Annotated in this window: 25 protein-coding genes; 7 read left to right on the forward strand and 18 right to left on the reverse strand. The window is 65.6% G+C overall.

Going from position 1 to position 23,656, the window contains the following annotated elements:
• The first annotated feature begins 98 nt into the window (after positions 1-98).
• A complete protein-coding gene (moaA, locus tag ACP153_RS13705) occupies positions 99-1,109 on the forward strand; it encodes a GTP 3',8-cyclase MoaA (protein ID WP_424971566.1) in 1,011 nt (336 codons plus the stop codon).
• A gap of 72 nt (positions 1,110-1,181) precedes the next feature.
• Here moaA and ACP153_RS13710 read toward each other — a convergent pair whose 3' ends face one another.
• A complete protein-coding gene (locus ACP153_RS13710) occupies positions 1,182-1,922 on the reverse strand; it encodes a glutamine amidotransferase (RefSeq protein ID WP_424971567.1) in 741 nt (246 codons plus the stop codon).
• A gap of 49 nt (positions 1,923-1,971) precedes the next feature.
• Entirely contained in the window at positions 1,972-3,138 is a 1,167-nt protein-coding gene (locus ACP153_RS13715) for a M20 aminoacylase family protein (protein ID WP_424971568.1), read from the reverse strand.
• A 343-nt stretch (positions 3,139-3,481) separates the two neighbouring features.
• Between ACP153_RS13715 and ACP153_RS13720 the strand changes: the two genes are divergently transcribed.
• Complete coding sequence (locus tag ACP153_RS13720; protein ID WP_424971569.1) at positions 3,482-4,576, forward strand: YeeE/YedE family protein; 1,095 nt, start codon at positions 3,482-3,484, stop codon at positions 4,574-4,576.
• On the opposite strand, the gene ACP153_RS13725 is transcribed toward ACP153_RS13720, so the two are convergent.
• The 8 genes from ACP153_RS13725 to ACP153_RS13760 form a co-directional block, all read right to left on the reverse strand.
• A complete protein-coding gene (locus tag ACP153_RS13725) occupies positions 4,509-5,792 on the reverse strand; it encodes a DUF3422 family protein (protein ID WP_424971570.1) in 1,284 nt (427 codons plus the stop codon). The two genes, ACP153_RS13720 and ACP153_RS13725, sit on opposite strands and share 68 nt — an antisense overlap.
• A 132-nt stretch (positions 5,793-5,924) precedes the next feature.
• Positions 5,925-7,115, reverse strand: coding sequence for an acyl-CoA dehydrogenase family protein (locus ACP153_RS13730; protein WP_424971571.1), 1,191 nt, complete (start codon positions 7,113-7,115; stop codon positions 5,925-5,927).
• 9 nt (positions 7,116-7,124) lie between these two features.
• Positions 7,125-8,300, reverse strand: a complete 1,176-nt coding sequence (locus ACP153_RS13735; RefSeq protein WP_424971572.1) for a CaiB/BaiF CoA transferase family protein — start codon at positions 8,298-8,300, stop codon at positions 7,125-7,127.
• A complete protein-coding gene (locus ACP153_RS13740) occupies positions 8,297-9,229 on the reverse strand; it encodes a polysaccharide deacetylase family protein (protein WP_424971573.1) in 933 nt (310 codons plus the stop codon). Before ACP153_RS13740 ends, ACP153_RS13735 begins: the two co-directional genes overlap by 4 nt.
• 4 nt (positions 9,230-9,233) lie before the next feature.
• Positions 9,234-10,337, reverse strand: coding sequence for an ABC transporter ATP-binding protein (locus tag ACP153_RS13745; RefSeq protein ID WP_424971574.1), 1,104 nt, complete (start codon positions 10,335-10,337; stop codon positions 9,234-9,236).
• 18 nt (positions 10,338-10,355) lie between these two features.
• Positions 10,356-11,246 carry an ABC transporter permease gene (locus ACP153_RS13750; RefSeq protein WP_424971575.1) on the reverse strand — a complete coding sequence of 297 codons (891 nt, stop codon included), beginning with the start codon at positions 11,244-11,246 and terminating at the stop codon, positions 10,356-10,358.
• Positions 11,247-11,255: 9 nt separating this feature from the next.
• Positions 11,256-12,170 (reverse strand): ABC transporter permease, encoded by a 915-nt coding sequence (locus ACP153_RS13755; RefSeq protein ID WP_424971576.1) that lies wholly within the window; start codon positions 12,168-12,170, stop codon positions 11,256-11,258.
• 7 nt (positions 12,171-12,177) lie between these two features.
• A complete protein-coding gene (locus ACP153_RS13760; protein ID WP_424971577.1) occupies positions 12,178-13,341 on the reverse strand; it encodes an ABC transporter substrate-binding protein in 1,164 nt (387 codons plus the stop codon).
• A gap of 367 nt (positions 13,342-13,708) precedes the next feature.
• Here ACP153_RS13760 and ACP153_RS13765 point away from each other — a divergent pair, with 367 nt between their 5' ends.
• From ACP153_RS13765 to ACP153_RS13785, 5 genes are read left to right on the forward strand one after another with little or no spacing between them, the layout of a single operon-like run.
• Positions 13,709-15,064, forward strand: a complete 1,356-nt coding sequence (locus ACP153_RS13765; protein ID WP_424971578.1) for an MmgE/PrpD family protein — start codon at positions 13,709-13,711, stop codon at positions 15,062-15,064.
• Complete coding sequence (locus ACP153_RS13770) at positions 15,048-15,443, forward strand: cupin (RefSeq protein WP_424971579.1); 396 nt, start codon at positions 15,048-15,050, stop codon at positions 15,441-15,443. The genes ACP153_RS13765 and ACP153_RS13770 overlap by 17 nt, the downstream gene beginning before the upstream one ends.
• A 12-nt stretch (positions 15,444-15,455) precedes the next feature.
• On the forward strand, positions 15,456-16,241 hold the full coding sequence (locus tag ACP153_RS13775; RefSeq protein WP_424971580.1) for an SDR family oxidoreductase: 786 nt from the start codon (positions 15,456-15,458) through the stop codon (positions 16,239-16,241).
• Positions 16,238-17,032 (forward strand): enoyl-CoA hydratase, encoded by a 795-nt coding sequence (locus ACP153_RS13780; protein WP_424971581.1) that lies wholly within the window; start codon positions 16,238-16,240, stop codon positions 17,030-17,032. Before ACP153_RS13775 ends, ACP153_RS13780 begins: the two co-directional genes overlap by 4 nt.
• Positions 17,029-17,871 carry an FAS1-like dehydratase domain-containing protein gene (locus ACP153_RS13785; RefSeq protein WP_424971582.1) on the forward strand — a complete coding sequence of 281 codons (843 nt, stop codon included), beginning with the start codon at positions 17,029-17,031 and terminating at the stop codon, positions 17,869-17,871. Before ACP153_RS13780 ends, ACP153_RS13785 begins: the two co-directional genes overlap by 4 nt.
• On the opposite strand, the gene ACP153_RS13790 is transcribed toward ACP153_RS13785, so the two are convergent.
• From ACP153_RS13790 to ACP153_RS13825, 8 genes are all read right to left on the reverse strand, one after another.
• Complete coding sequence (locus tag ACP153_RS13790; RefSeq protein ID WP_424971583.1) at positions 17,868-19,058, reverse strand: amidase family protein; 1,191 nt, start codon at positions 19,056-19,058, stop codon at positions 17,868-17,870. The genes ACP153_RS13785 and ACP153_RS13790 overlap by 4 nt on opposite strands.
• Positions 19,055-19,900, reverse strand: a complete 846-nt coding sequence (locus ACP153_RS13795; protein WP_424971584.1) for an HpcH/HpaI aldolase/citrate lyase family protein — start codon at positions 19,898-19,900, stop codon at positions 19,055-19,057. Before ACP153_RS13795 ends, ACP153_RS13790 begins: the two co-directional genes overlap by 4 nt.
• A complete protein-coding gene (locus ACP153_RS13800; protein WP_424971585.1) occupies positions 19,893-20,576 on the reverse strand; it encodes a GntR family transcriptional regulator in 684 nt (227 codons plus the stop codon). Before ACP153_RS13800 ends, ACP153_RS13795 begins: the two co-directional genes overlap by 8 nt.
• A gap of 221 nt (positions 20,577-20,797) precedes the next feature.
• Entirely contained in the window at positions 20,798-21,469 is a 672-nt protein-coding gene (locus ACP153_RS13805) for a helix-turn-helix transcriptional regulator (RefSeq protein ID WP_424971586.1), read from the reverse strand.
• Positions 21,470-21,472: 3 nt separating this feature from the next.
• Positions 21,473-21,790: a hypothetical protein gene (locus ACP153_RS13810; protein WP_424971587.1), complete on the reverse strand. Its 318-nt coding sequence runs from the start codon at positions 21,788-21,790 to the stop codon at positions 21,473-21,475.
• 87 nt (positions 21,791-21,877) lie between these two features.
• Positions 21,878-22,771 (reverse strand): bifunctional methylenetetrahydrofolate dehydrogenase/methenyltetrahydrofolate cyclohydrolase FolD, encoded by an 894-nt coding sequence (gene folD / locus ACP153_RS13815; RefSeq protein WP_424971588.1) that lies wholly within the window; start codon positions 22,769-22,771, stop codon positions 21,878-21,880.
• On the reverse strand, positions 22,768-23,331 hold the full coding sequence (locus ACP153_RS13820) for a hypothetical protein (protein ID WP_424971589.1): 564 nt from the start codon (positions 23,329-23,331) through the stop codon (positions 22,768-22,770). The genes folD and ACP153_RS13820 overlap by 4 nt, the downstream gene beginning before the upstream one ends.
• Positions 23,331-23,648 (reverse strand): chorismate mutase, encoded by a 318-nt coding sequence (locus tag ACP153_RS13825; RefSeq protein WP_424971590.1) that lies wholly within the window; start codon positions 23,646-23,648, stop codon positions 23,331-23,333. Before ACP153_RS13825 ends, ACP153_RS13820 begins: the two co-directional genes overlap by 1 nt.
• Between the last annotated feature and the right edge of the window lie 8 nt (positions 23,649-23,656).

The following is a 23,656-nucleotide window of genomic DNA, read 5'->3' on the forward strand; positions in this document are numbered from 1 at the left end:
AGCGCGAAACCCTCGCGAGATCATGCGCTTAGCCCCGGCGCCCTGCCCTTGCGCCTCTGCCGTCCCACCGATACGCTCCTCCCATTGGGGGAGAAGCCATGACAGCCACGCCACTCATCGACCCGTTTCAGCGCGCCATCGACTACCTGCGGGTGTCGGTCACCGACCGCTGCGATTTCCGCTGCGTCTATTGCATGTCCGAGAACATGACCTTTCTGCCGAAGAAAGAGTTGCTGACGCTGGAAGAGCTGGACCGCATGTGCTCGACCTTCATCGGTCTGGGCGTGAAAAAACTGCGGATCACGGGCGGCGAGCCTCTGGTGCGGCGCGATATCATGACGTTTTTCCAGCGCATGTCCCGCCATCTGGACAGCGGCGCGCTGCGCGAGTTGACCTTGACCACCAATGGCTCGCAGCTCGAGAAATATGCCGACGACCTTTATGCGGCCGGCGTGCGGCGGATCAACGTGTCGCTGGACACGTTGGACGACCAGAAATTCGCCGACATCACCCGCTGGGGCCGCCTGCCCCAGGTGATGCGCGGGATCGATGCGGCGCAAAAGGCCGGGCTGCGGATCAAGATCAACGCGGTCGCCCTGAAGGGGTTCAACGAGGACGAGCTCTTTACCATGGTCGACTGGTGCGCCGAGCGTGACATGGACCTGACCTTCATCGAGGTCATGCCCATGGGCGATATCGGCAATGAGAACCGTTTGGGCCAGTACTGGGCGCTCTCGGATCTGCGCGACACCCTGCGCGAGCGGTTCACGCTGACGGACCTGGCGGAGCGGACCGGGGGCCCGGCGCGCTATGTGCGGCTGGAGGAGACGGGTCAGAAGCTCGGCTTCATCACACCCCTGACGCATAACTTCTGCGAAAGCTGCAATCGGGTGCGACTGACCTGCACCGGGGAGCTTTACATGTGCCTCGGGCAGGAGGATATGGCCGATCTGCGCAAGCCCCTGCGGGAGTATCCCGAAGATGACCGCGCGCTGGAGAATGCGATCCGGGCGGCGATCGCGCTGAAGCCCAAGGGCCATGATTTCGACTATTCCCGCCAGAAGCTCGACGGGCAGATGCCCCGGCATATGAGCCACACGGGCGGATAGGTCGGAGGGGGCGCTGCCCCCGCGGCCCTGCGGGACCGCCCCCCGGAGTATTTCAGGAACAATGAGGCGGGATCAATCCCGGGCGTAATGGCGCACGAAATTCGCGAGGATGCGGGCGCTGTCGTCCACATCGGCCTTTGCGACCTCGGCAATCAGGCTGTCGGCCTCGTCGGGCGGGAAGTAGCCTTTTTCGCGATAGGCCCGGATGCGGACTGCGACACCGGCGCCATCGGCCTCCGGGTGGAACTGGGTGGCGTAGACGTTTTCGCCATAGCGGATCATCTGGAACGGACAGGCCTCGCCGGACATCAGATGCACCGCGCCTTGTGGGAGCGCCTGGAGCGCTTCCTTATGGCCGACAAAAGCGTCGAACTGCTCCGGCAGGTCTGCGAGGATCGGGTCCGCGCGCCCGGCATCGGTCTTGGTGCAGGGAACGGCGGCGACGCTCTCGCCATAGCGGCGCTTTGAAACCTCGGCGCCCAGATGCTGTCCCAAGGCGCCCATGCCGTAGCAGCAGCCCATGAAGGGAATATCGCGTTCGGTGATCTCGGGCATGAGCGACAGGATCGCCGTCTCGATCCGGGCCTCGATGGGGGATTTCGTCTCGGGCGCGTCGCTGAAACAGCCCGGTCCGCCGCCAACGATCACGCCGGAGATCTGGGTCAGGTCGAGCCCCTCGGGCAGGTCCTGATGATCTAGGCAGACCCGGATCGCATCCGCCTCGGCAAGCCCGGATTTCGACAGGATCGCCGCGTACTCGTCATCGGAGACGTCCCGCTCGGGACGCAGCTGCAGGATCAGGAACGGTTTCATGGGGGCGGGTTAGCGAAGCGCGCGCCGTCACGCAAGGCAGTGCGCGGTTTCAAGAGGCCAGCGGCAGCCGCTGTTCCACGATCTCGGCCCACCAGGAGCAGCCTGCGGGGATCGTCTCATCGTTGAAATCATATTCCGGGTGGTGGACATCGGCGCTGTCGCCATTCCCGACGAGGATATAGGCCCCGGGCCGGGCGTTGAGCAGATAGGCGAAGTCTTCGCCCCCCATCACGAGCGGCGCATCGGCGCAATCCCCAGCGACCGAACGGGCCACATCGGCGGCAAAGGCGGTCTCGGCCTCTGAGTTCACCATGACCGGGTAGCCTTTGTAGTAGTTGACCTGCGCCTTGGCCCCCATGGCCGTGACGACGCCCGTGGCGATCTCGGTCAGGCGGGTTTCGGCCAGGGCCCGGATGCCTTCGTCGAGGGTGCGGATCGTCCCTTTGAGCGTCACATCCTGCGGGATCACGTTGAAGGCTGTGCTCGCGGTCTGGAAGGAGGTGACGGAGACCACGATCTGCTCCACCGGATTTGCATTGCGGCTGGCGATGGTCTGCAGGGCAAGCACGATCTGGCTCGCGGTGACCGTCGGGTCGATCGTCTCATGGGGCTTGGCCGCGTGGCCGCCGCGCCCGGTGATCGTAATCTCGAACTGGTCCGTGGCGGCAAAGAACGCGCCAGGGCGGATGGCAAAGGTGCCCGTGGGGACGCCCGGCCAATTGTGCATGCCATAGACTTCCTCGATCCCGAACCGCTCCATCAACCCGTCCTCGACCATCTCGCGCCCGCCGCCGCCGCCCTCTTCGGCGGGTTGGAAAATCACCACACAGGTGCCGTCGAAGTTGCGGGTCTCGGTCAGGTAGCGCGCTGCCCCGAGCAGCATGGCCGTGTGCCCGTCATGGCCGCAGGCATGCATCTTGCCCGGGGTTTTGGAGGCATAGGGCAGCCCGGTCGCCTCGGCGATCGGCAGCGCATCCATATCCGCCCGCAGTCCGATCACCCGGCCCGATCCCGTGCCGCGCCCCTTGATCACCCCGACCACGCCCGTGCGCCCGAGCCCCTCGACCACCTCGTCACACCCGAAGGCGCGCAGCTTTTCGGCCACCACGCCCGCAGTGCGATGGGTGTCAAACAAAAGCTCCGGGTTCTCGTGGAAATCCCGGCGCCAGGCGGAAATCTCGGGGAGCATTTCGGCGAAACGGTTCTTGATCGGCATGGGTCTCTCCTGGAGGGGTCAGGCTGTCCCCTGTTAGGTGCGCCGAATGGGGCAAGGGGTCAAGGGCGCGGGTTTGATCTGGCCAAAGCGTGACAGGAGCGCAAAGGACAAACGTTTCGGTGAAAACGCCCGATATGCGCAGAAAGGGAAGATCATACTACCTGAACGGCTTCAAGAGAACAAAGGCCCTCTCAGACCCTGATTTCGCCCTTCTGGACCAATCTGGCTCGGGATGCGAGATTTCCGTTTCTCAAGGAGTCCCTGCGCCCTCATCACATTCCCTTGATTTCGCCCTGCGCCCTCCCCTATCTGCGACGGGTTAACCGCGAGCCTGGAGGGCGACATGTACGCTGACCTTGGACTGGACTTTCTGGATGTGCGACTGGCCTCGGCCTTGTTTGGCCTTGGGTTGGGCGTCCTTTTTGGTGTGCTCGCACAGCGGACGCGCTTCTGTCTGCGGCGCTCGGTCGCCGGTGCGCCCGAGGAGCGGCGCGGTGCTGCGGGCGTCTGGCTGACCGCGCTGGCCGTTGCCGTTCTGGGCACGCAGGCGGTGATCGCGCTTGGCTACGTGGATTTCTCGGAGCATCGCTTCTTTGCCTCTGAGCTGCCGGTGCTGGCGATTGTCGCGGGCGGCTTGCTCTTCGGTGCGGGCATGGTGCTGACACGGGGCTGTGTCTCGCGGCTGACGGTGCTGGGGGCTTCGGGCAACCTGCGCGCGCTGACGGTCCTCCTGGTATTCGCTGTGGTCGCCCATGCAACGCTCAAAGGCGTGCTGGCGCCCCTGCGCACGAGCCTGGGCAGTGTCACCGTCGATCTGGGCGAGATGACAGGCTTTTCCGCCCTGCCCGGCGGCGCATGGGGCTGGACGGCTGTCCTGCTGATCGTGGCCGCCGCCGTGGTGGTTCGGTCAGGCAACCGCCCCGGGACGCTTGTGCTGGCCGCCCTGCTGGGCGCGCTGGTCCCGCTAGGCTGGGCGGGCACGGGCTATGTCCTTTATGACGATTTCGACCCGATCGCGCTGGAGAGCCTGTCCTTCACCTCGCCCGCGTCCGAAAGCCTGTTCTTCGTCATCGCCTCGTCGGCCATCCCGGCGGGCTTCGGCACAGGGCTCGTAGGTGGCACTTTGCTGGGTGCGCTGATCGCATCGCTGATCTCGCGGGAGTTCACATGGGCGAGCTTTGAGAGCCCGACCCAAACCGGCCGTTACATGGCGGGTGCTGCGATGATGGGTGTCGGCGGCGTGCTCGCCGGAGGTTGCACCGTGGGCGCAGGCCTCGCAGGCATCCCGACCTTGAGCTTCGCCGCGACGCTGGCGCTGGCATCCATCGCGGTGGGGGGCGCGCTGACCGGGCGGCTCCTGCCCGAGGGCGCTACTTCTCCATCCCTTGCCGGATCCGGTGCACCAGCATCCAAACCCCAAGCACTACCAGCGGAGTAGTCACCGCCGTCAGTACGGTCTTGGAGACCCCCGAGGTATAGGCCAAGGGACCGATCAGATAGATCGCGAGGTTTACGGCGTAATAGCTGATCGCGACAACGGAGAGCCCCTCCACCGTTTTCTGCAGACGCAGTTGCAGATCCGCGCGCCGATCCATGCTTTCCAAGAGGGCCTGGTTCTGGGTCTGACGTTCCACATCCACGCGGGTCCGGAGCAATTCCGCGGCCCGCGTTGCGCGATCGGCCATCTTTTGCAGCCGCCCCTCGGTGGCCTTCACGGTCCGCATGGCCGGATCAAACCGGCGCATCATGAACTCGGCAAAGGTCTGGCGCCCGTCGAACCGCTCTTCGCGCAGGACCTCGATCCGCTGGTTCACCAGCGCCTCATAGGCCCCGGTCGCGCCAAAGCGGAAGGAACTCTGGGCCATCAGGTTTTCCAGATCGCCCGACACTTCGAGCAGCGACTTCAGGGTTTGCTCCGCCTCGGTGCTGTCCCCGCCCATATCGCCCACCATGCTCGAGAGTTTGGTGTCGATATCGCCCATCTCCTTGCTGAGTTTGCGCACCCGGGCAAGCCCCAGCATGGAGGCGGTCTTGTAGGTCTCGATCTCGGTCACACGCTGCAGGACCCGGCCCACGCGGCGCTCGCCGATGCCGTCGGAGATGAACAGCGCAAAGCGTGTGTGCCCCGCCGCATCGATCCGGAAATCCCCGGCGATCACTGCGGAATCGTCCAGCACCGAACTCACGGCGAGGCTTTCGGGGACGAACCAGTCCTCCAGCTTGGCCTTGATCTTCTCCTGGCTGGGGCGCGCCTCCACCCGGATCAGGGAGGAGACCAGCCGCACCCCCGGCGCGCGCTTGAGCCATTCCTCCGGGAAGACATCGAACGTGTCGGGATCAAAGGGTTTCTCGGCCACCCCCTCGGCAAAGATCGTGAAGGTCACGAACTCCGTATGGCTTTCCCATTTCAGAGTGTGCTTGCCGATCTTGCCAAAGAAATGGGTGGCCCCGGGCGACGGGTGCGGCGCGCCATACCGATCCAGCAGCTCCAGCAGGTGGGCGCGGTCCAGCTCCCGGTCCCGGGCGGCGGCCTCCACGGGCTGCTTGATGGCCAGAAACACCGCGTGGCACGGCGCCGAAAGCTCGGGAAACGGACGCGCATGAAGCTCGTTGGCCAGCGCATAGCGCAGCGGGTGGTCTTGGATGGCAGTCATGCGGGCGTTCCTTCTTTGCCCGCAAGATAAGGCCGCCGCAGCGCAGAGAAAAGGGAAAAACCCCTGACTTGAACGGTTTAGCGGTACACCTCTGTATGCGATGCCGCCCATCGGAAACCCGGGCGGCAGGGCTCAGTAGCTGCGCGGAAGTCCCAGAACGTGTTGACCCAAATAGGCAAAAATCATGTTCTTGGAGATCGGCGCGGTCTGATAAAGCCGCGCCTCACGCCATTTCCGCTCGATCCCGTATTCCCGCGCGAAGGCGAAGCCGCCAAAAACCTGCATGCAAGTTTCAGCCGCCGCCCAGCTTGCATCCGCCGCCAAAAGCTTGGCCATATTCGCCTCCTCCGCCGCCTTGGCGCCATTGTCAAAGAGGGTCGCGGCCTTGTTCACCATCAGCTCCGCCGCCTGTGCCTGAGCATAGGCCTGCGCGATGGGGAACTGAATCCCCTGATTGGCCCCGATGGGCTTGCCGAACACCACCCGGTCATTGGCATATTCCGTGGCCCGGCGGAGGAAGAATTTCGCATCCCCAATGCATTCATAGGCGATGAGGATCCGCTCGGCATTCATGCTGTCGACGATGTAGCGGAAGCCCTTGCCCTCCTCCCCGATCAGGGTGTCGGCGGGGATCTCGAGATTGTCGAAGAACACCTCGCAGGTGTTGTGATTGATCATCGCGTCGATCTTGGACAGGCTCAGCCCGTTGCCCAGGGCCGCGCGCATATCCACGAGGAACACCGACATTCCATCGCTGCGCTTGGCGCATTGATCGGCGGGTGTGGTCCGCGCCAGCAAGAGCATCAGGTCGCTCTCCATCGCGCGGGAGGTCCAGACCTTCTGCCCGTTGATCACGTATGTGCCCCGGTCGGTCTTCTCGGCCCGCGTCTTGAGCTGCGTGGTGTCCGAGCCCGTTGTCGGCTCGGTGACACCAAAGGCCTGTAGGCGCAGCTCGCCACTGGCGATCCCCGGCAGGTAGCGCGCCTTCTGCGCGTCCGAGCCATGCTTGAGCACCGTGCCCATCGTGTACATCTGCGCATGGCAGGCCGCTGCATTGGCGCCCCGCTCATGGATCGTCTCCAGCACCGCGCCCGCCGCCGCGAGCGGCAGGCCCGAGCCGCCATAGGCCTCGGGGATCAGCGCGCCGAGAAAGCCGCTCTCGGTCAGGGTGCGTACGAAGTCCTTCGGGTAGGCATCCCGCGCATCGAGATCATTCCAATAGGCGTCCGGGAAATCCTCGCAGAGCCGCGCGACCGCCTCGCGGATATCGCCCCATTGCGGGCCCACGGGCATGGCGATGGCGTCGGTGTCGATCTGGTTCATCTCATCCTCCTAGACGGCGTTGCAGGCGCGCAGATCGGCGATCTCCGCCGCGCTCAGCCCGTATTCGCCGAGTATCTCATCCGTATGGGCGCCCGCATCCGGGGCACTGGTGGTGACGGCCGCCGGGGTCCGCGACAGGGTCACGGGCTGCGCCACCAGTTTGGTCTCGCCGCGCACCGGGTGCTCCACCGGCGCGGCCATGCCCAGATGCTGCACCTGCGGATCGGCAAAGACCTCATCCATGGTGTAGATCGGGCCCGCGGGCACGCCTGCGGCCTCCAGGAGCTCGACCCAGTCTGTGGTCGTCTTTTCGGCAAAGATCGGCTGGAGCGCTTCCCAAAGCTGCGGGCGGTGGGCAAAGCGGGCCTCCGCCGTCGCATAGTCCGGCTGATCCGCCCACTCCGGCACCCCGATCGCCGCGCAGAACGCGCGCCATTGGCTGTCCCCGCCGACCCCAAGATTGAGATAGCCATCGGCGGTTGCGATCACCCCCATGGGCGTCACGTAAGGGTGGTCATTGCCCGATTGCGGCGGCACCTCCCCCTCGACCAGATAGCGCGCGGCCTGAAAATCCATCAGCGCGATCTGCGCCTCCAGCAGAGAGGTCGCCACCCATTGCCCATGCCCGGAACGTTCGCGCTCGGCCAGCGCCACGAGGATCCCCGTGGCCGCGTAGATGCCAGAGGTGCTGTCGGCCACGGCGGCGCCCGCGCGCATGGGGCCCTCGCCCGGCATGCCCGTGACCCCCATCATGCCGCCCATCCCCTGGGCGATCTGATCAAAACCGGCGCGCCTGGCATAGGGGCCATCCTGCCCAAAGCCCGAGATCGAGGCGAGAATGATCCGCGGATTGATCTCGGCCAGGGCCTCATAGCCGATGCCGAGCCGGTCCTTCACATCCGGGCGGAAATTCTCGACCACCACATCCGCCGTCTCGACCATCTTGCGGAACACCGCGAGCCCCTCGGGTTTCTTGAGATTCAGGGTCAGGGAGCGTTTGTTGCGATGCAGGTTGAGCATGTCATAGCCATGCCGCGCACCGCTGATCCCCGCATTCGGGTCCACGCCCTGGGGCGCTTCGATCTTGATCACATCCGCCCCGAAATCCGCCAGCACCCGGCAGCAAGTCGGCCCCGCCCGCACCCGGGTCAGGTCCAGCACCTTGAGATGAGACAGGGCCGTCATCGCGGGCCTCCTCCGATGAAAGGTTCCAGATCGCGCCCCCCCGTGCCATCGGCGGCGACGAACCAATCGCCCATCTCGCTTGAGGTGACGAAGACGGTGTCATCGCGCGAGGCAAGCAGATCGAGCGCCTTTTCAAAGTGATAGGCGATATGCGGCACCCCAATGATATGGGGGTGCAGGGCCAGTGTGATAATGCGCGGCTGACCCGTGCGCGCCATCTCGCGCTCATAGACCGCCAGCGTCGCCTCAACCCGATTGAGGTATTCGTCCGAGCTGCCGGATTGGATCGCGTAGACCGGCACATCGTTGAGCTCGAACGTATAGGGCAGCGCGACCATGGGCCCATGGGCCGTGCGCATCCAGCATGGCAGGTCATCCAGCGTCCAGTCATGGAGGAACTCGACCCCCTCCTCGGCGAGGATATCCGGCGTTTGGTAAGTCTCCCCCAACCCGCAACCGAGCCAGGCCCGGGCGCGCCGCCCACCGAGCTCTTCGAGCTTGGCGAGGCTCTGGCGGATCACGGCGCGCTCATCCTCGACGGCCTTGAGGCTCTGCTGGAACCAGCCATGGCCCACCAACTCCCATCCTGCGGCGATCACCGCCTCGGTCAGGTCCGGATAGATCTCGCCCACCTGCGCGTTGAGAAAGGCCGAGGCCGGCAGGTTCCGCTGAGCCAGCATCTCCATGATCCGGGGCATGCCGCAGCGCATCCCGTATTCGACCCAAGCGTAGTTCGGCACATCCGGCGGTGCGGGCGTGGCCCCGTGGGGCGCCGGGATGATCCCACGCGGCATGGGCCGGTCGAAGGGCCAGTATTCGATATTCATGACCACATGCACGATCAACGGCTTTCCCCGCAGGGGGCTCAGCGGCTTGCGCGCCGTGGCCATCTGGTAGGGGATCCGGGGGTTGGACCAGTTGGGCAGCATGGGCTCAGTTCACATGCAGGCGGATCGCCTCGGGCTGCCAGTGCAGGCGCACGGGCTCGCCGGGCTCGGGCATGTCGTCGAGGGAATCCGAGATCGAACGCGAGATCATCTCGACCCCGTTGGGCAGGCGCACCAGATGGGAGGTGGTCAGGCCGAGATAGACGCTCTCATCATAGCTGCCGAGGATCGAATGCCCATCCGCGCCCGCATTGGCGTCGCTGGCGCGGCTCAGCCCCACAAGCTCGGAGCGGATCGAGAGATCCACGCTTTGGCCGCCCGTGACCTCCTTGCCGCGCTTTTGCACCTTGAGCTGTGCGCCTGCCACATCGACAGTGCAGCTCACCCCGTTCACATCGGATACATGGCCGGTCAGCAGGTTGTTTTCCCCCACAAAGCTGGCGGTGAAGCGCCGCTCTGGCGCGCGGTAGATGTCGCGGGCACGGCCATGCTCCACCAGCTCCCCATCGGCCACTAGCGCGATGCGGTCGGCGACGGTCATCGCCTCCTCCTGGTTGTGGGTCACATGGATGAAGGTGATGCCGACCTTCTCCTGCAGGTGCTTGAGTTCGAGGCACATGTCCTTGCGCAACTGCGCATCGAGTGCTGCGAGCGGCTCATCCAGTAGCAGGACATCCCGGTCGAGCACCATGGCCCGCGCCAGCTGCACCCGCTGCTGCTGCCCCCCGCTCAGCTCATGGGGTTTCCGATCGGCGAACCCGGTCAGCCCGACCATATCGAGCATGGCCGCGGATTTCTCGGCCACCTGCGCCTTGGGCAGCCCCGCCACCGTGAGCCCGTAGCCCACATTGGCCAGCACTGTCATATGCGGGAACAGCGCATAGGCCTGAAACACCATGGTGGTGGAGCGTTGATCCGGCGGCAGATGCCCCACATCGCGCCCATTGAGCAGGACCTCACCCGAGGTGGCCTTGTGAAACCCGCCAATGGTCCGCAGAAGCGTGGTCTTGCCCCCGCCCGAGGGCCCGAGCAGCACGAAATACTCCCCCGCCTCGATGGTCAGATCCACATTCTTCAACGCCTGCACAGAACCGTAATTCTTGCACAGGTTCCGGACTTCGACGGCGGGCGGTTTGGGCTGAGACGACATGGTCAAGCTCCCGTGGCTCTAGGTGGACATGACCGGCGCGGCCTTGGCGCGCGCGGTGCGCGACAGGCTGTCGGAGCGGATCATGGTAAAGACGATGATGGAGCCGATGACGGCAATGGCGATGAAACTCACAAGGCTCGACATGGCATAGCTCTGCGGGGACATGCCGGTGTTGAGCATCTGGCTGATCAGCACGGTGGTGAAGGTGTCGAACCCGCCTTTGAGCAGGCTCGTGCGCGTGTATTCGTTGAAACACAGGATCACCGTGAAGGAACACGCGCTGAACACCCCCGCACGGATCTGCGGAAATTCGATATCCCAGAATGCGCGCCAGCCATCGGCGCCGCAGGCCCGCGCGGCCTCGGTCTGTTCCGACCGATAGCGCCCCATGGTGATCAGGATCACGATGAAGGAATAGGGGATCGTGTAGATGATCAGCCCGATCACGGCGGTGGAAAAGCCGAGCTGAAACCAGCCATCCATGAAGTTGACGCCGAGCAGGTCGCCGAACCATGCAAAGGTCAGGTTGAGGTTCTTGAAAAACACCAAGAGCGCTGAGCCAAGGATATCCGGCGGCACGAAGAGCGGCGCCAGCATCAGGAACACAATCGGCAGTTTGTTCGTGCTCTGCTTGTAAAGCTTGGCCGAGATCAGGGCCATGGGCACCGCGATCAGCGTCACGACGACCGCCAGCGACAAGGTCCAGCGCAGGGCGCCCAGCAGCAGCTGATCCTGAAAAATCAGGCCATACCATTCCCATGTAAAGACATATTCATTCGCGCCGAAGCCATTGGCGTTAAACGAAATATACATCACATACATCACCGGCGCCATCAGCGTCGTGACGATCAAAAGCATATAGGCCCATTTCAGGCGATAGAGCCACGGATTGGCGAAATCATCGGTCATGGCGCGCCCTCAATTCAACGGTGTCAGGATCTTGGTGAGGTCAAAGAGCCGGTGCCCGAGATAGAGCAGCCCCATGAGCGTCGCCATCATGATCGCGCTCACCGCCATGGCGAGCGGGAAGTCGAGCGCCGTGATCGCCTGGGTCGCGATCAGGCCCGCATTTACCGCCCCTGCCCCGCCAAGGATGTTCGGCAAGAGCGCCACGCCCAACCCGTTTACGAAAATGAAGACGCTGCCCGCAAAGATCCCGGGCGCGGCCAGGGGCAGGATCACATCGCGGAACTTGCGCCAGGTTCCGACGCCCAGATCATCGCAGATCTCGAAGATGTGCTTGGGCACAGCCTCCATGGCGAGAAAGCCCGAGAAGACAATGAAAGGCAGGAAACTGAGCACCTCACCAATCACCACGCCCGTATGTGTATACAAAAGCGCCGTGATGGGCTCGTTGATGATGCCCCAATCCTGCAGGGTCGTGTTGACCAAGCCATTGCGCTGCAGCACCGGGCGCAGGGCGAACACCCGGATGATCTCGGAGACCATGAAGGGCAGGATAAACAGCAGGATCACCCGATGCTGAGCAACCTGCGGCAGGGATTTTCGGATGAAGACCGCGATCGGGAAGCCCAGCACGAAACAGATGGCCACCGCGATGGCCGAGTACTTCATCGAGTCGAGGAAGTTGGTCAGCCGTGCGGAGAAGAAGAAGTTCTCATAGGAAAAGAGCGTGAAGCCCGGCTCCATCCAGAACATGGTTCGCTCGAACACCGAGAACACGACCGTCAGGGCCATGGGCAAGGCAAAGAACAGCACCATGAAAACAATGGGCAGATAAAAGACCCCGCGCGCGAAACGCTCGCGCAACGGGGGGGCCGTGGCCTTGACGGGGGCGAGCCCGTCAAAGCCGTTCGGGGACATCACGCTCATGGCGCGCTTACGCGGCCTGAACCCGGGCCCACCAGTCCTGGTAGGCGCGAATATTGGTCGGGAAGACGTTCTGCCAGGCATTACCCGGGTTCGCGAGACGCTCTTCCTTGCGCATCAGGCGCTCCGCCAGAACCGATTTGGTGTCATCGTCGAAATCGCCCGGATTGGCCTCGATATACTCGCCGACGCCGTTCATCTGCGGCGTGAAGCCGAGCCCGGCCAGGGTGCGCGAGCCGAACCACGGGTCGAGATAGAGGTTCGCGAGCTTGTAGAACGCATCCTCCATGCCGCGCTCCTGCCCGCCTTTGGTGAGCATGACCACGTTGTTCCAGGACTGGTGCCCTTCCTTCATGGAGCCATAGCGGATGTCGTCGCCATTCTTGCGTGCGGCGAAGATCTGGATGACCTCCCAGCAGGAGGAGACCAGCACCTCTTCAGAGCTCAGCAGGTCGGAGCCGTTCTGAACCCCGTCCCAGAAGGTGCGGAAATGACCCTTCTTTTTCAGGTCGATCAGGAATTCGGCGACCTGACGCACCTCGTCCTCTGACATGTCCGACGGGTTGTCGATGCTGCCTTTGCCGGACTGCTTGAGATAGATCGCCGTGTTGGTCAGGGTCGGACCATAATCGTTCTGCATGGCCGCGCGACCGCGGAACTGGCTGTCGAACAGAGCCTCCCAGGAGGTCAGTTCCTCACCAATCACACCGTGATTGAAGGCGAGACTGTCAGCGTTCGAGATATACGGCACGGCCACGACCTTGCCGTCATGGCGGATCGTGTCGGCATTGTCGCCGCCCTCCTGATAGGTGGCCAGCATGTTGGACCAGTTCGGGATCCGGCTCGGGTCTAGCTCGACAATCGCGCCCTGAGAGGCCAGCGCGTCTTCCATGCCGCCACCATTGTCGGTCATCGCGTCATAGAGCGCGTTGCCATCGCCCACGACCATCTTCTGGATGGCTTCATCGGCGCGCGCACTCTTGGCGATGTTGGCGATGGAGACGCCCGACTGCGTCTCCATCGCGGTCCAGTCGCTGCCGCCCACCTTGGCGATGCCCGGCGCCCAGAGCTTAAGCGCTTCCATCGCGGTGGCGCGTGTCCCCATGGCCGAGGCGGCAGCCCCCGCCCCCATCAGTGCCATCATCTGGCGGCGATTGAATTCCGTCTGTCGCATTGCAGAACACTCTCCTGTTGAAGCCACATCGCGGTGGCGTCGTTTTTATGAGCGGAAATTCTGCGTGACCCCCGGCCTGCGCGTACGCACGCCTCCTCACATCCCATTCCCACCCAGAAAGAGGTAGATTTGCATTCCAAAAAGAAAAGGCGAATTCTGTCGACAAAATTCAAAATCGCTGTGGGTTCCGCGCACACCGAGACACGCAGCGCCCCAACCTCCTGTTTTGCTTTTATTTTCTTGGATTTTCTAATACACGAGCTGATCAGGTCTTGCGAAAAACTGTGGGATTTCGACCGTTTCAGGTCGCCATTTTCGCCCTCCAGCCAATATAAATGTATACGAAACGGCGAGAGGAGGCCGGAGTTTGACGCTCGCAGAACAACTGGTGGAGATCGCGCAGCGCCCCAAGGGAGATGCGGACCTCTCGCGGGCCGCGCTTCACCTGATGGATTGGCTCGGCTGCATCGCCGCCGCTCAGGCGAGCCCCGCCGGGCAGGCGGCGCTGCGCTATGGCGGCTGGGCGGATCTTGGCGTTGGGTTCGCCCAAGCCCAGCGGGCCGACGATCTGGCCTTTGTTACCGGCGCCCTGGGCAATGTGCTGGAGATGGATGATCTGCATCGCGCGTCGCTCCTCCATGTGGGGGATGTGGTGTGCCCGGCAGCCCTCGCCGCAGCACTCGCGCAGAGCGCGTCGGGCCCGGCCCTGCTCGCGGCACTGGTTTCCGGCTACGAGGTGGCGATCCGGATCGGCCGCGCTGCCGCGGCGCAGGGTTATGCGCCTTGGTACAACTCTGCCACCTGCGGGGTATTCGGAGCGGCCATGGCCGCCGCCGAGATCGCCGGGCTCGCCCAACCCGCCGAGGCCCTCGCGCAAGCGGGGATGGGCGCGAGCGGGATCTGGCAATGCCGTCTGGATCCCGGCACGGGCAAGCAGCTGGCCACGGCGCTGGCCGCCCGCAACGGTGTCGCCGCGGCTGATCTCGTCCGCGCCGGGTTCACCGGGCCGCGCCACATCCTGGAGGGGGATCTGGGTTTCTTTGCGACCTATTATCCGGAGGCCGCGCTGGCAGAGGTCTCTGCGCGGCCGGACGCGCCCTTTGCCCTCCATGAGGTGAGTTTCAAACCCTATCCGGCCTGTCGTCACACCCATGCGGCCATCGCCGCCGCGCTGGAATTGCCCGGCCCGGATCCGCAACGCGTCGAGGTCATGACCTATGGCGCCGCGCTGGCCTTTTGCGACGCGCCCGCCCCGGACACCGCCCATGGCGCGCGGTTCAGCCTGCAGCATTGCGTGGCGGTGGCGCTCGCCCGGGGCGCGCCCAAGCTCGCCGATTTCGATACCGAGGCGCGGCAGGATCCAGTGCTCTCGGCCCTGCGCGATCGCATCTCCCTGCGGGAGGATCCGCAGATGACCGCCGCCTTTCCTCGGCGCATGGGCGCGCGCGTGACGCTCTGGGACCGGGACGGCCAGGCCCATGTCCTCCACCGCGGCACCGCGCCCGGCGATCCGGAGGATCCTCTCTCCCCGACCACGCTGCGGGAGAAGGTCCTGCGCAACCTGACCCATGGCGGTGCCTCCGAGGAGGCGGCCCATGCGCTGATCGCCGCCTGCACTGCCCTGCCCGAGGCGCGCGACCTGACCGATTTGCGCGCGGCTTTGCGCCGTGCCCTGTCGCCCCAAACTGCCCCGATTGGAGCCCGTGATGCCGCCCTTCTCTGACCTGAAACCCGCCATCCCCTTCGCCGGCGTCGATCTCCAGACCGGCTGGACCCCCGTGCCCGGTGGCGCGCCCGGCGTGATGGAAAAGCGCCTCTCCGGCGCGCTGGACGAGGAGGCCAAGATCGGTGTGCGCACGCGCCTGATCCGCTTTGACCCGGGCACGATCGCGCCCATGGAATTCGTCCATGACTATTGGGAGGAGGTCTATCTGCTCTCAGGCACCCTGATCTCCGGCTGCGATGCTCAGGGGGGTGGTGGCAGCGCCCAATCCGCGCCCGCCTATGCCTGCCGCCCGCCGGGAACGGTCCATGGCCCCTTTGCGGCCCCGGAGGGCTGTGTGTTTTTTGAAATCCAGTACTATGTCTCGCCCGAGGCGTGAGGATCATCGCAGATGGATATGAAACTGAACGGAAAAACAGCGCTTGTGACAGGTGGCTCCAAAGGGATCGGTCTGGCCATCGGCACGGCGCTCGCCGCCGAAGGCGCGGCGGTCACCCTTGTGGCGCGCGACAAGACCGCCCTTGTGCAAGCCCAGAACACCATTGCCGAAGCGACCGGATCGCGCCCGAAAATCCTCAGCGCGGATCTCGGCTCCGATGCCGGGCGCGCCGCGTTGCACGCGCAGATCGACACGCCCGATATCCTCGTGAACAACGCGGGCGCGATCAAGGCGGGCGGGCTGCGCGACCTGAGCATGGAGGATTGGCGCACGGGCTGGGAACTCAAGGTCTTTGGCTATATCCATCTCTGCCAGCTCCTGTACCCGCCCATGGCAGCGCGCGGCAGCGGCGTGATCCTCAACATCATTGGCATGGGCGGGCGCGCGGTCCGGCCCGCCTATATCTGCGGGGCGGCGGGGAATGCCGCCCTGATCGGGTTCACCCAGGCCTTGGGCGCCGAAGCGCAGCGCACCGGCGTCCGGGTGCTCGGGATCAACCCCTCGCCCACCCTGACCGACCGCATGACGCAGTTCTTCAAGGGCAAGGCCAAGGCGGAGTTCGGGGATGAGAGCCGCTGGGAGGAGCTGATCGCCCCCGGTGCCTTCCCCTTCGGTCGCCCGAACTCCCCGCGGGAGGTCGCGGATCTGGCGGTCATGATGGCCTCGCCCCGGGTTGAGTATCTCAACGGCACCGTGGTCGATATGGATGGCGGCGGACAGTGGAGCGGCACGTCATGAGCGAGACCTCCCATGCGGACGGCAAGCTTCTGCTGAGTGAGGCCGACGGCATCGCCACCATCCGGTTCAACGCTCCGGACCGCCGCAACGCGATGACATTTGCCATGTGGCAAGCCTTGGGGGATGTGGCCCTGGCCCTGCCCGAGACGACCCGGGTGGTGATCCTCACCGGGACCGGGGACAAAGCCTTCGTCTCCGGCGCCGATATCTCGGAATTCGCCACGTTGCGCAGCACGCCGGAGCAGGTTGCACGCTACAACGCGCAGGTGCACCGGGCGCTGAGCGCTGTCGCCGCTTTGCCCATGCCCGTGATCGCCCAGATCCAAGGCTATTGCATCGGCGGCGGGCTCGAGATCGCCACGCGCTGCGACATGCGCCTCGCGTCCGAGACAGCGCGTTTTGCCTTCACCCCCGCCAAGCTGGGGCTTGCGGTGGCCGCGGATGAGGTCGCAGCCCTCGCGCGCCTGATCGGGCCTGCGGCGACCTCTGATCTGCTCTTTACCGCGCGGCAGGTGCCCGCCGAGGACGCCCTGCGCTGGGGGCTGATCGACCGGCGTGTCCCCGCCGCAGCGCTCGCGGAGACCGTCGCGGAGGTCGCGCAACAGATCGCTGCCAATGCCCCGCTCACCTTGCGCGCAGTGAAGGCCGCCCTGCGCGCCGGGCCGAACCCGGATGCCGCCAGCCGCGCCGCCGTGGAGGCGCAAGTCGCCGCGTGTTTCGCGAGCGCGGACTATGCCGAGGGCCAGGCCGCTTTTGCCGAAAAGCGGCGTCCGATCTTTCAGGGAAAATGACCATGACTGCCCCGCATCCGGCCATCGGCCGCACCGAGACCCTGATCGACACACTCGATCTGCGTCAGGCCCTGCATATGCAGCTGACCCTCGATCAGGACGCGACGCTCGCGCCCGGAGACCCCCTGCCGCCCTTCTGGCACTACCTCTATTTCAACCCCAAGATCAAAGCCTCGGACCTCGCCGAGGACGGGCATGAGCGGTTGGGCCGTTTCCTGCCGGATCTGGGCCTGCCGCGCCGCATGTGGGCCGGGGGACGCATCGATCTGCACGCGCCGCTCCCCCTCGGTGCGGAGGTGACCAAGACGACAACCATCCGCGATGTGACCCGCAAGAGCGGGCGGTCCGGGGAGCTGGGATTTGTCACGGTGGCGCATGACTTCTCCCACGCGGGCGCGCTCTGCCTGACGGAGGTGCAGAACATCGTCTATCGCGCACCACCGGCCCCGGGAAGCCCGCCACCGCAAGCTCCGCCTGCGCCGGACGGGGCGCAATTCTCGCGCCGGATCCAACCGGATCCCGTGCTGCTCTTCCGCTACTCAGCGCTGATCTTCTACGGCCACCGGATCCACTATGACGCCGACTACACCCGCGAGGTGGAAGGCTATCCCGGCCTGATCGTCCACGGTCCGCTCACCGCCACCTTGCTCATCGCTTTCGGGATGGAGCAGGCCGAGGGGCGTCAGTTGCGACAGATCGAGATCCGCGCCATGAGCCCGCTTTTTGCGCCCGCGCCCTTCTGGCTCGAAGGGGTCGCCGACGGGGGCTCGTTGTCGCTCTGGGCCCGGACCGAAGCCGGGGGCTGCGCGATGAAAGTGACCCTGCATTTCGCAGACTAAGCGCGCGCCATCGCTTCGCTCAGATCCCGCGCGAGCGCGAGGAGCCCCGCCTCCTGCCCCGCCGCGCCCGTGAGCATGACCGAGCGCAGGGGATCCCCCGGAAGCGGCAGTGACAGCGCTGCGCCCCCGGCGACATTTGCCAACGCCGTGAAGCGCGCCTGGTCCTTTGGCGGGCGGCTGCCATGGGGAAAGCTGCCGGACGGGGTCGTCGGGGTGAGCAGAACATGCCCCTGTCCGAAGAGAGTGTTTAAACCCGCGCTGAGCGCGGCCAGATGGGCACCCCCTTCGGCGCGCTGTTCTGGCGGCAGCGCGGCACCGTAGCTCAGGCTGCGCTGAACAGTTTGGCTCAGCCCCTCCACATCCGAAAGGCTCTCAGCCGCCCGGGCGCAGAGCTCTGCAAACGCGGCCTTGCGCGTCAGCTCCGGCTGCCACTCTTGTACCAGTCGGGGCGCGGCCAACAGGCCAAGCGCCTCCGCCGCGCGGCGCGCCCGCTCGAGGGCCGCGCTTGTCTCGGGCGCACAGGGGATCTCGGCAATTTGCTCGGGCACCAGCAGGGTCAGGCCCGTCTCCGCCGGTGTCGGATCAAAAAGGCCATAGAGCCCCGCGACCTCCTGCAAGGACGCCCCAAGGATCCCGACCGCGTCAAAGCCCGGGGCCAGCGGCATCACATCATCAAGCGGCATGGCCCCCGGCGCAGGCTTGAGCCCGACCACGCCGCAATAGGCCGCCGGGATCCGCACAGAACCCAGCGTATCGCTGCCCAATGCCAGCCGGAGCGCGCCGCTCGCCACCGCCGCCGCCGATCCCCCCGAGCTGCCCCCGGCACTGAAGCCGGGCTGGGCCGGGTTCTCGACCCGCCCGAAATGGGGGTTGTCACTGGCCGCCCCCAGTGCGGCCTCATCCATGACCAGACGGGACAGGGTCTGCGCCCCCTCTGCGCGCAAGCGGGCCACGACCGGTGCGTCCGCGTCGGCAATCGGTCGACCCTCGGCAATCCCGGCGCTCCAGATCTGATCCGCCACGGCGATGTTCGATTTCACGCCGATTATCTGCCCGGCGAGGCTGCCGGATCCGCCTGCGCGCGCGCGATCGCGTGGCAGGGCCCCGGCGCGATCCTCAAGAAACCCGAAGGCGGCATCGGCCCGCGCAATCCTGTCCCAAGGGTCGGAGGCGGCTGGGGCGCTCACGCGGCCCCTGCGGCTGCCGCGATCTCGAGCCGGGCCTGCATCGCCCGGATGACGGGGGCTTCGATGAGCCGCCCGTCCAGCTCCACCAGCCCGGAGGGCGCCGCCGCATGGGCCGCCATGACCCGGCGCGCCTCGGCAATTTCTGCCGCGCTGGGGGTGAAGGCCGCCTGGATCGGCACCACATTGGAGGGATGGATCGCCGCCTTGCCCGTAAAGCCAAACTCACGCGCGGCCTGCGCCCGGGCCGCCACCTGATCCAGATCGCGAAAGGCCAACTCCGGCACGTCGAGCACCTGCAGCCCTGCCCCCTTGCCCGCATGGATCACACGGGACCGGGCATAGGCGAGCGGCGCATCCCCCGCACCGAGCCCAAGATCCGCAGCAAGATCCACCGCACCGAAGAGGAGCATCTCCAGCCTTGGGGTGGCGCGGGCAATGGCGGCGACCTCCTCAAGCCCGGCGGCACTCTCGATCAGCGCGCCAAGGCGCATGTCCGACCCGGCTTCGGTCAGGATGGCGTCGGCGAGCGCGAGCTCCGCCGATGCCTCAACCTTGGGCAGTAGGAGCAAGCCGCCCTGGGGGGCTGCGTTAGCCACCGCCGCAAGATCCGCCAGCCCGGCCCGTGTCCGCAGCCCGTTGATCCGCAGCGCCTTGCGCGGATCGCCATCGAGAAAGGCAATCGCCCCGGGCCGCGCGGCGACCTTCTGGTCCGGCGGCACGGCGTCTTCGAGGTCGAGGCAGAGGCAGTCCACGCCACTCTCCAACCCCTTGGGGACGGCAGCGAGCCGCGTGGCCGGGGTGAAAAGGAGCGCGCGTCGCACCGGGCGCGCGGTCTCAGGCATCGGGTTTGCGCCCCAGCGCCTTGGTCATCTCAAAGACCTTGGACGCCCCTGCCAAGAGATGGGTCGCCATCAGGCTCTCGGCCCATTCCGGAGCGCGCGCTTCGATGGCGTCAATCAGCTCCGCATGGTGATGCAGGCTGCGGATCAGGTCTGCATCCGAATAGATCCGGTAGGTCCGCGTCACCATCCCCACATCAAAGGCCATGGTCATCAGCGCCGTCAGCCGGGGCGAGCGCGCCGCCATGACGATGCGCCGGTGAAACCGCTCATTCGCCTCGGTCAGGATGTGATAATCCTCGTCCGACCGAGGCGGCGTATGGGCGCGCATATCGACGAGGATCTCCTTGAGCGCGGCGATATCCTCCTCCGTGGCATGGCGCGCGGCCCGTTGGGCGGAATAGGTCTCCAGCAGCTTGCGGATCTGAAAGATCTGCTCGATCTCGTCTTCGGGGAACTTCGCAACCCGGGTGGTGTATCCCGATTGCCGCTCAACAAACCCCTCAAGGATCAGCCGCCCGATGGCCTCGCGCACGGGCGTGCGGCTGAGGCCGAGATCATCACTCAGGCGCTTCTCCGTCAGGCGCTCGCCCTCCTGCAACAGGCCCGAGACAATATTCGCGCGGATCGTGCGATAGGCATGTTCAGCGGCGTTGATCCTCGGGGAGGCGTCGTTCATGGCGGTGTCCTGAATGGTCGCGAGTTGGCCTAGTACCTATGATTTTTGTATACCAAATCCAGCCATGCGGCGATGGTTTTCTTGCCGGAGCGCTGTGTCTGATCTGGCTTTGACAGGCGAAAATCCTGTGCGTTAAGGGCCCAATGCCGGTGCCAAGGCCCGCATGGCCCAAGCCCACTCCCGCACAAGAGCCCTAACAGAAACGACGCCATGGCGGCGAGTTACCCGATGCTGGCCAGGTAATCGGCAAGCTCCTGCCCCGGTGTCACGGCGAAGGTCGCACCCGTGCCGCGGCATGCCTCCAGTCGATCGGTTCGGAACACGCGGAACGCCCCGCGCAAGGTACACCACGCGCTCAGTGTCCAGACCGGGCCCCAGTATTCCATCTGCAGCGGATGGATCTCGCGGGTGGAGACGGTCCCATCCAGGGCGCGATAGGTGATCCTGAGCACTTCGCGTCCCCGGATCGCCCGCCGCAGGAGCGGCATATGCGGGAACCCGGCTTGCGCGCGGTGGAAGGGATAGACCCCGTGCCCCCAGCGCGGCGGCGCCTCCCGCGCCATAGGTGCAGCCTGCGAGACCTTGCGCGCGAGGCTCTGGGCGGCGTCCTGCAGCTCGGGATCAGCGGCTTCGGCCACGATCGCCATTCCGAGATGGAGCGCCTCCAGCTCCGCAAGGGACAGGTTCAGGGAGGAAAACAGCACCGGTTCGCGCAGCATGTAGCCAAGCCCGCGCGCCCCCTCGACCGGGATCCCCGTGGCGATCAGCGTGTCGAGATCGCGGTAGATGGTGCGCAGCGACACCTCCAGCGTCTCGGCGATGTCCTGCGCCCGGTGCAAGCGACCATCGCGCAGGATCTCGACGATTTCAGCCAGACGTTCGCTGCGCCGCATGGCCTAGTTCACCGAGATATCGAGCGTGCTGTGAAAGAGCTGTACACTGGGCCCGTCAATCGCAGTCATGAACTCGGCGAGGCTTTCCTCCGTACCGATTGCGGCGGCGGCGGCCTGGGCCTCCGCGAGGCTGGCCCATTCGATGTGTTCGATCCAGATGCCATCCTCCGTATGGGAGAGGCGCCGGGCGATGAAACCCGGGCGCTGCTCGACGAAGCGGGTCACAAGCGCGGAGGCGCTGCGAAACGCCTCCGGATCCGCATCCGGGACAAGTTTGAAGAGCACGGTTTCAACCGTCCGGGCGGGCTGCAGGGTCGTCATGGGGTCGTCCTTTCCTGTTACGACATGGAGCTTGGTCGTAACAAAGCCCTCCTGACAAGGACTGTCAGGAGAGACCCCTCGGGGCGATCAGGCGGTCAGCCCCTCCGGCTCCGGCAGGCCATGGGCCCGGCAGCAGGCGGTCAGCGTGTTGGCCAGCAGACAGGCGATGGTCATCGGCCCCACCCCGCCCGGCACTGGCGTGATGGCCCCGGCCACCTCGGCGCAGCTGTCAAAATCGCAATCGCCCACGAGCCGCGTGCCGCCCTCGGGCTTTTCGATGCGGTTGATGCCCACATCGATCACCGTGGCGCCGGGCTTGATCCAGTCGCCGGGCACCATCTGCGGGCGCCCAACGGCGGCCACGACGATATCCGCGCCGCGCACGACCTCCGGCAGGTCCTTGGTCCGGGAATGGGCGATGGTGACAGTGCAGCTATCCCCCAGCAGCAGCTGCGCCATGGGCTTGCCCACGATGTTCGAGCGCCCGAGCACCACGGCGTTAAGTCCCGAAAGGCTGCCATGGTGGTCGCGCAGCATCATCAGACAGCCGAGCGGCGTGCAGGGCACCATGGACTTCTGCCCGGTCCCCAACAGCCCCACATTGGAGATATGGAACCCGTCCACATCCTTGGCGGGATCGATCGTGTTGATCACCTTATCCGCGTTCATATGGTCCGGCAGGGGCAGCTGCACGAGGATCCCGTGGATCGACGGATCCTGGTTCAACTGCTCGACCAGCGCGAGCAGGTCGGCCTCGGAGGTATCCGCATCGAGCTTGTGCTCGACGCTTTTCATGCCGACCTCCACGGTCTGCTTGCCCTTGGAGCGGACATAGACCTGGCTCGCCGGATCCTCGCCCACGAGCACCACGGCCAGACCCGGGGTCAGGTCATGGGTCTCTTTCAGGGCCGAGACATGGGTGGCGACTTTGGCACGAACGGTGGCGGCAAAGGCTTTGCCGTCGATACGAGTGGCGGTCATGGTTGTCTTTCCGTTTCGATCTGGGTCAGGGCGTCGACGCCCGCGGTCACCCCGCGCAGGGGGAAGATCGCGGTGGCATCGCCGGTCCCGGTGGGGCGATAGGTGATCACCATCTCGCCGCCCTCGCGCATCGCTCGCAGGAGCGTTGCGGTCAGGTCGGGATTGGTGAGCGTGACAGTCTCCAGCACATTGGGCAGGAGGCGTTCGCCGGGCACGAAATCCCGGCGGGTCGCGATGATCAGGAGCGTCTCGTCAAAGAGAAAGCGCAGCTCGCTCAGGCTGTCCGAGGGCATGCCGCGATCCATCACCTCCATCTGCCAGCCGTCGGGCCCGAGATGGAGCGAGACCCGGCTGTCAAAGGCCGGACCGCGCGCATCCTGCAGGGCGCGCACGAGCCGGCACGGCCCCTCGCCCGCATCCTCGCAGACCGCGAGCCAGTCCTGGACATAGGCGCGACGCTCTCCGAACGGATGCTGGAACCAGTCAAGATCCGCCAGAGCCGGACCCGCTGCCAACAGGCCCGCCAGGGCCAGAACCAGAGAGCGCGCGCACCGGGACATCAGGCCTGCCCCTCGGCAGCCTCGGCGCCGAGCACCACTTCCTCGCGGGCGATGGACCACTCGATGAGCTCATGCCAGAGGGCGGCGGCGAGATCCGGGTCGAGATCCCGAGACGCGGCGAGCGACCGCACATTGGCGAGGACCTCGGCCACCCGATCCACGGTGCGGGCCGGCAGGTTCTCCTGCTGCTTGAGGGTGATCGCCCGGTCGATATAGCCCGCGCGCCGGGCCAGAAGGGTGACCAGTTCCGTATCCAGCGCGTCGATCTCGACGCGGAGTTCCTGCATGCTCTGACACTCGTGGGGGGCGCGCATCATCTTGTCCT

The sequence above is a fragment of the Dinoroseobacter sp. S76 genome (assembly GCF_049801095.1).
In the GTDB taxonomy this organism is placed as follows: domain Bacteria; phylum Pseudomonadota; class Alphaproteobacteria; order Rhodobacterales; family Rhodobacteraceae; genus Dinoroseobacter.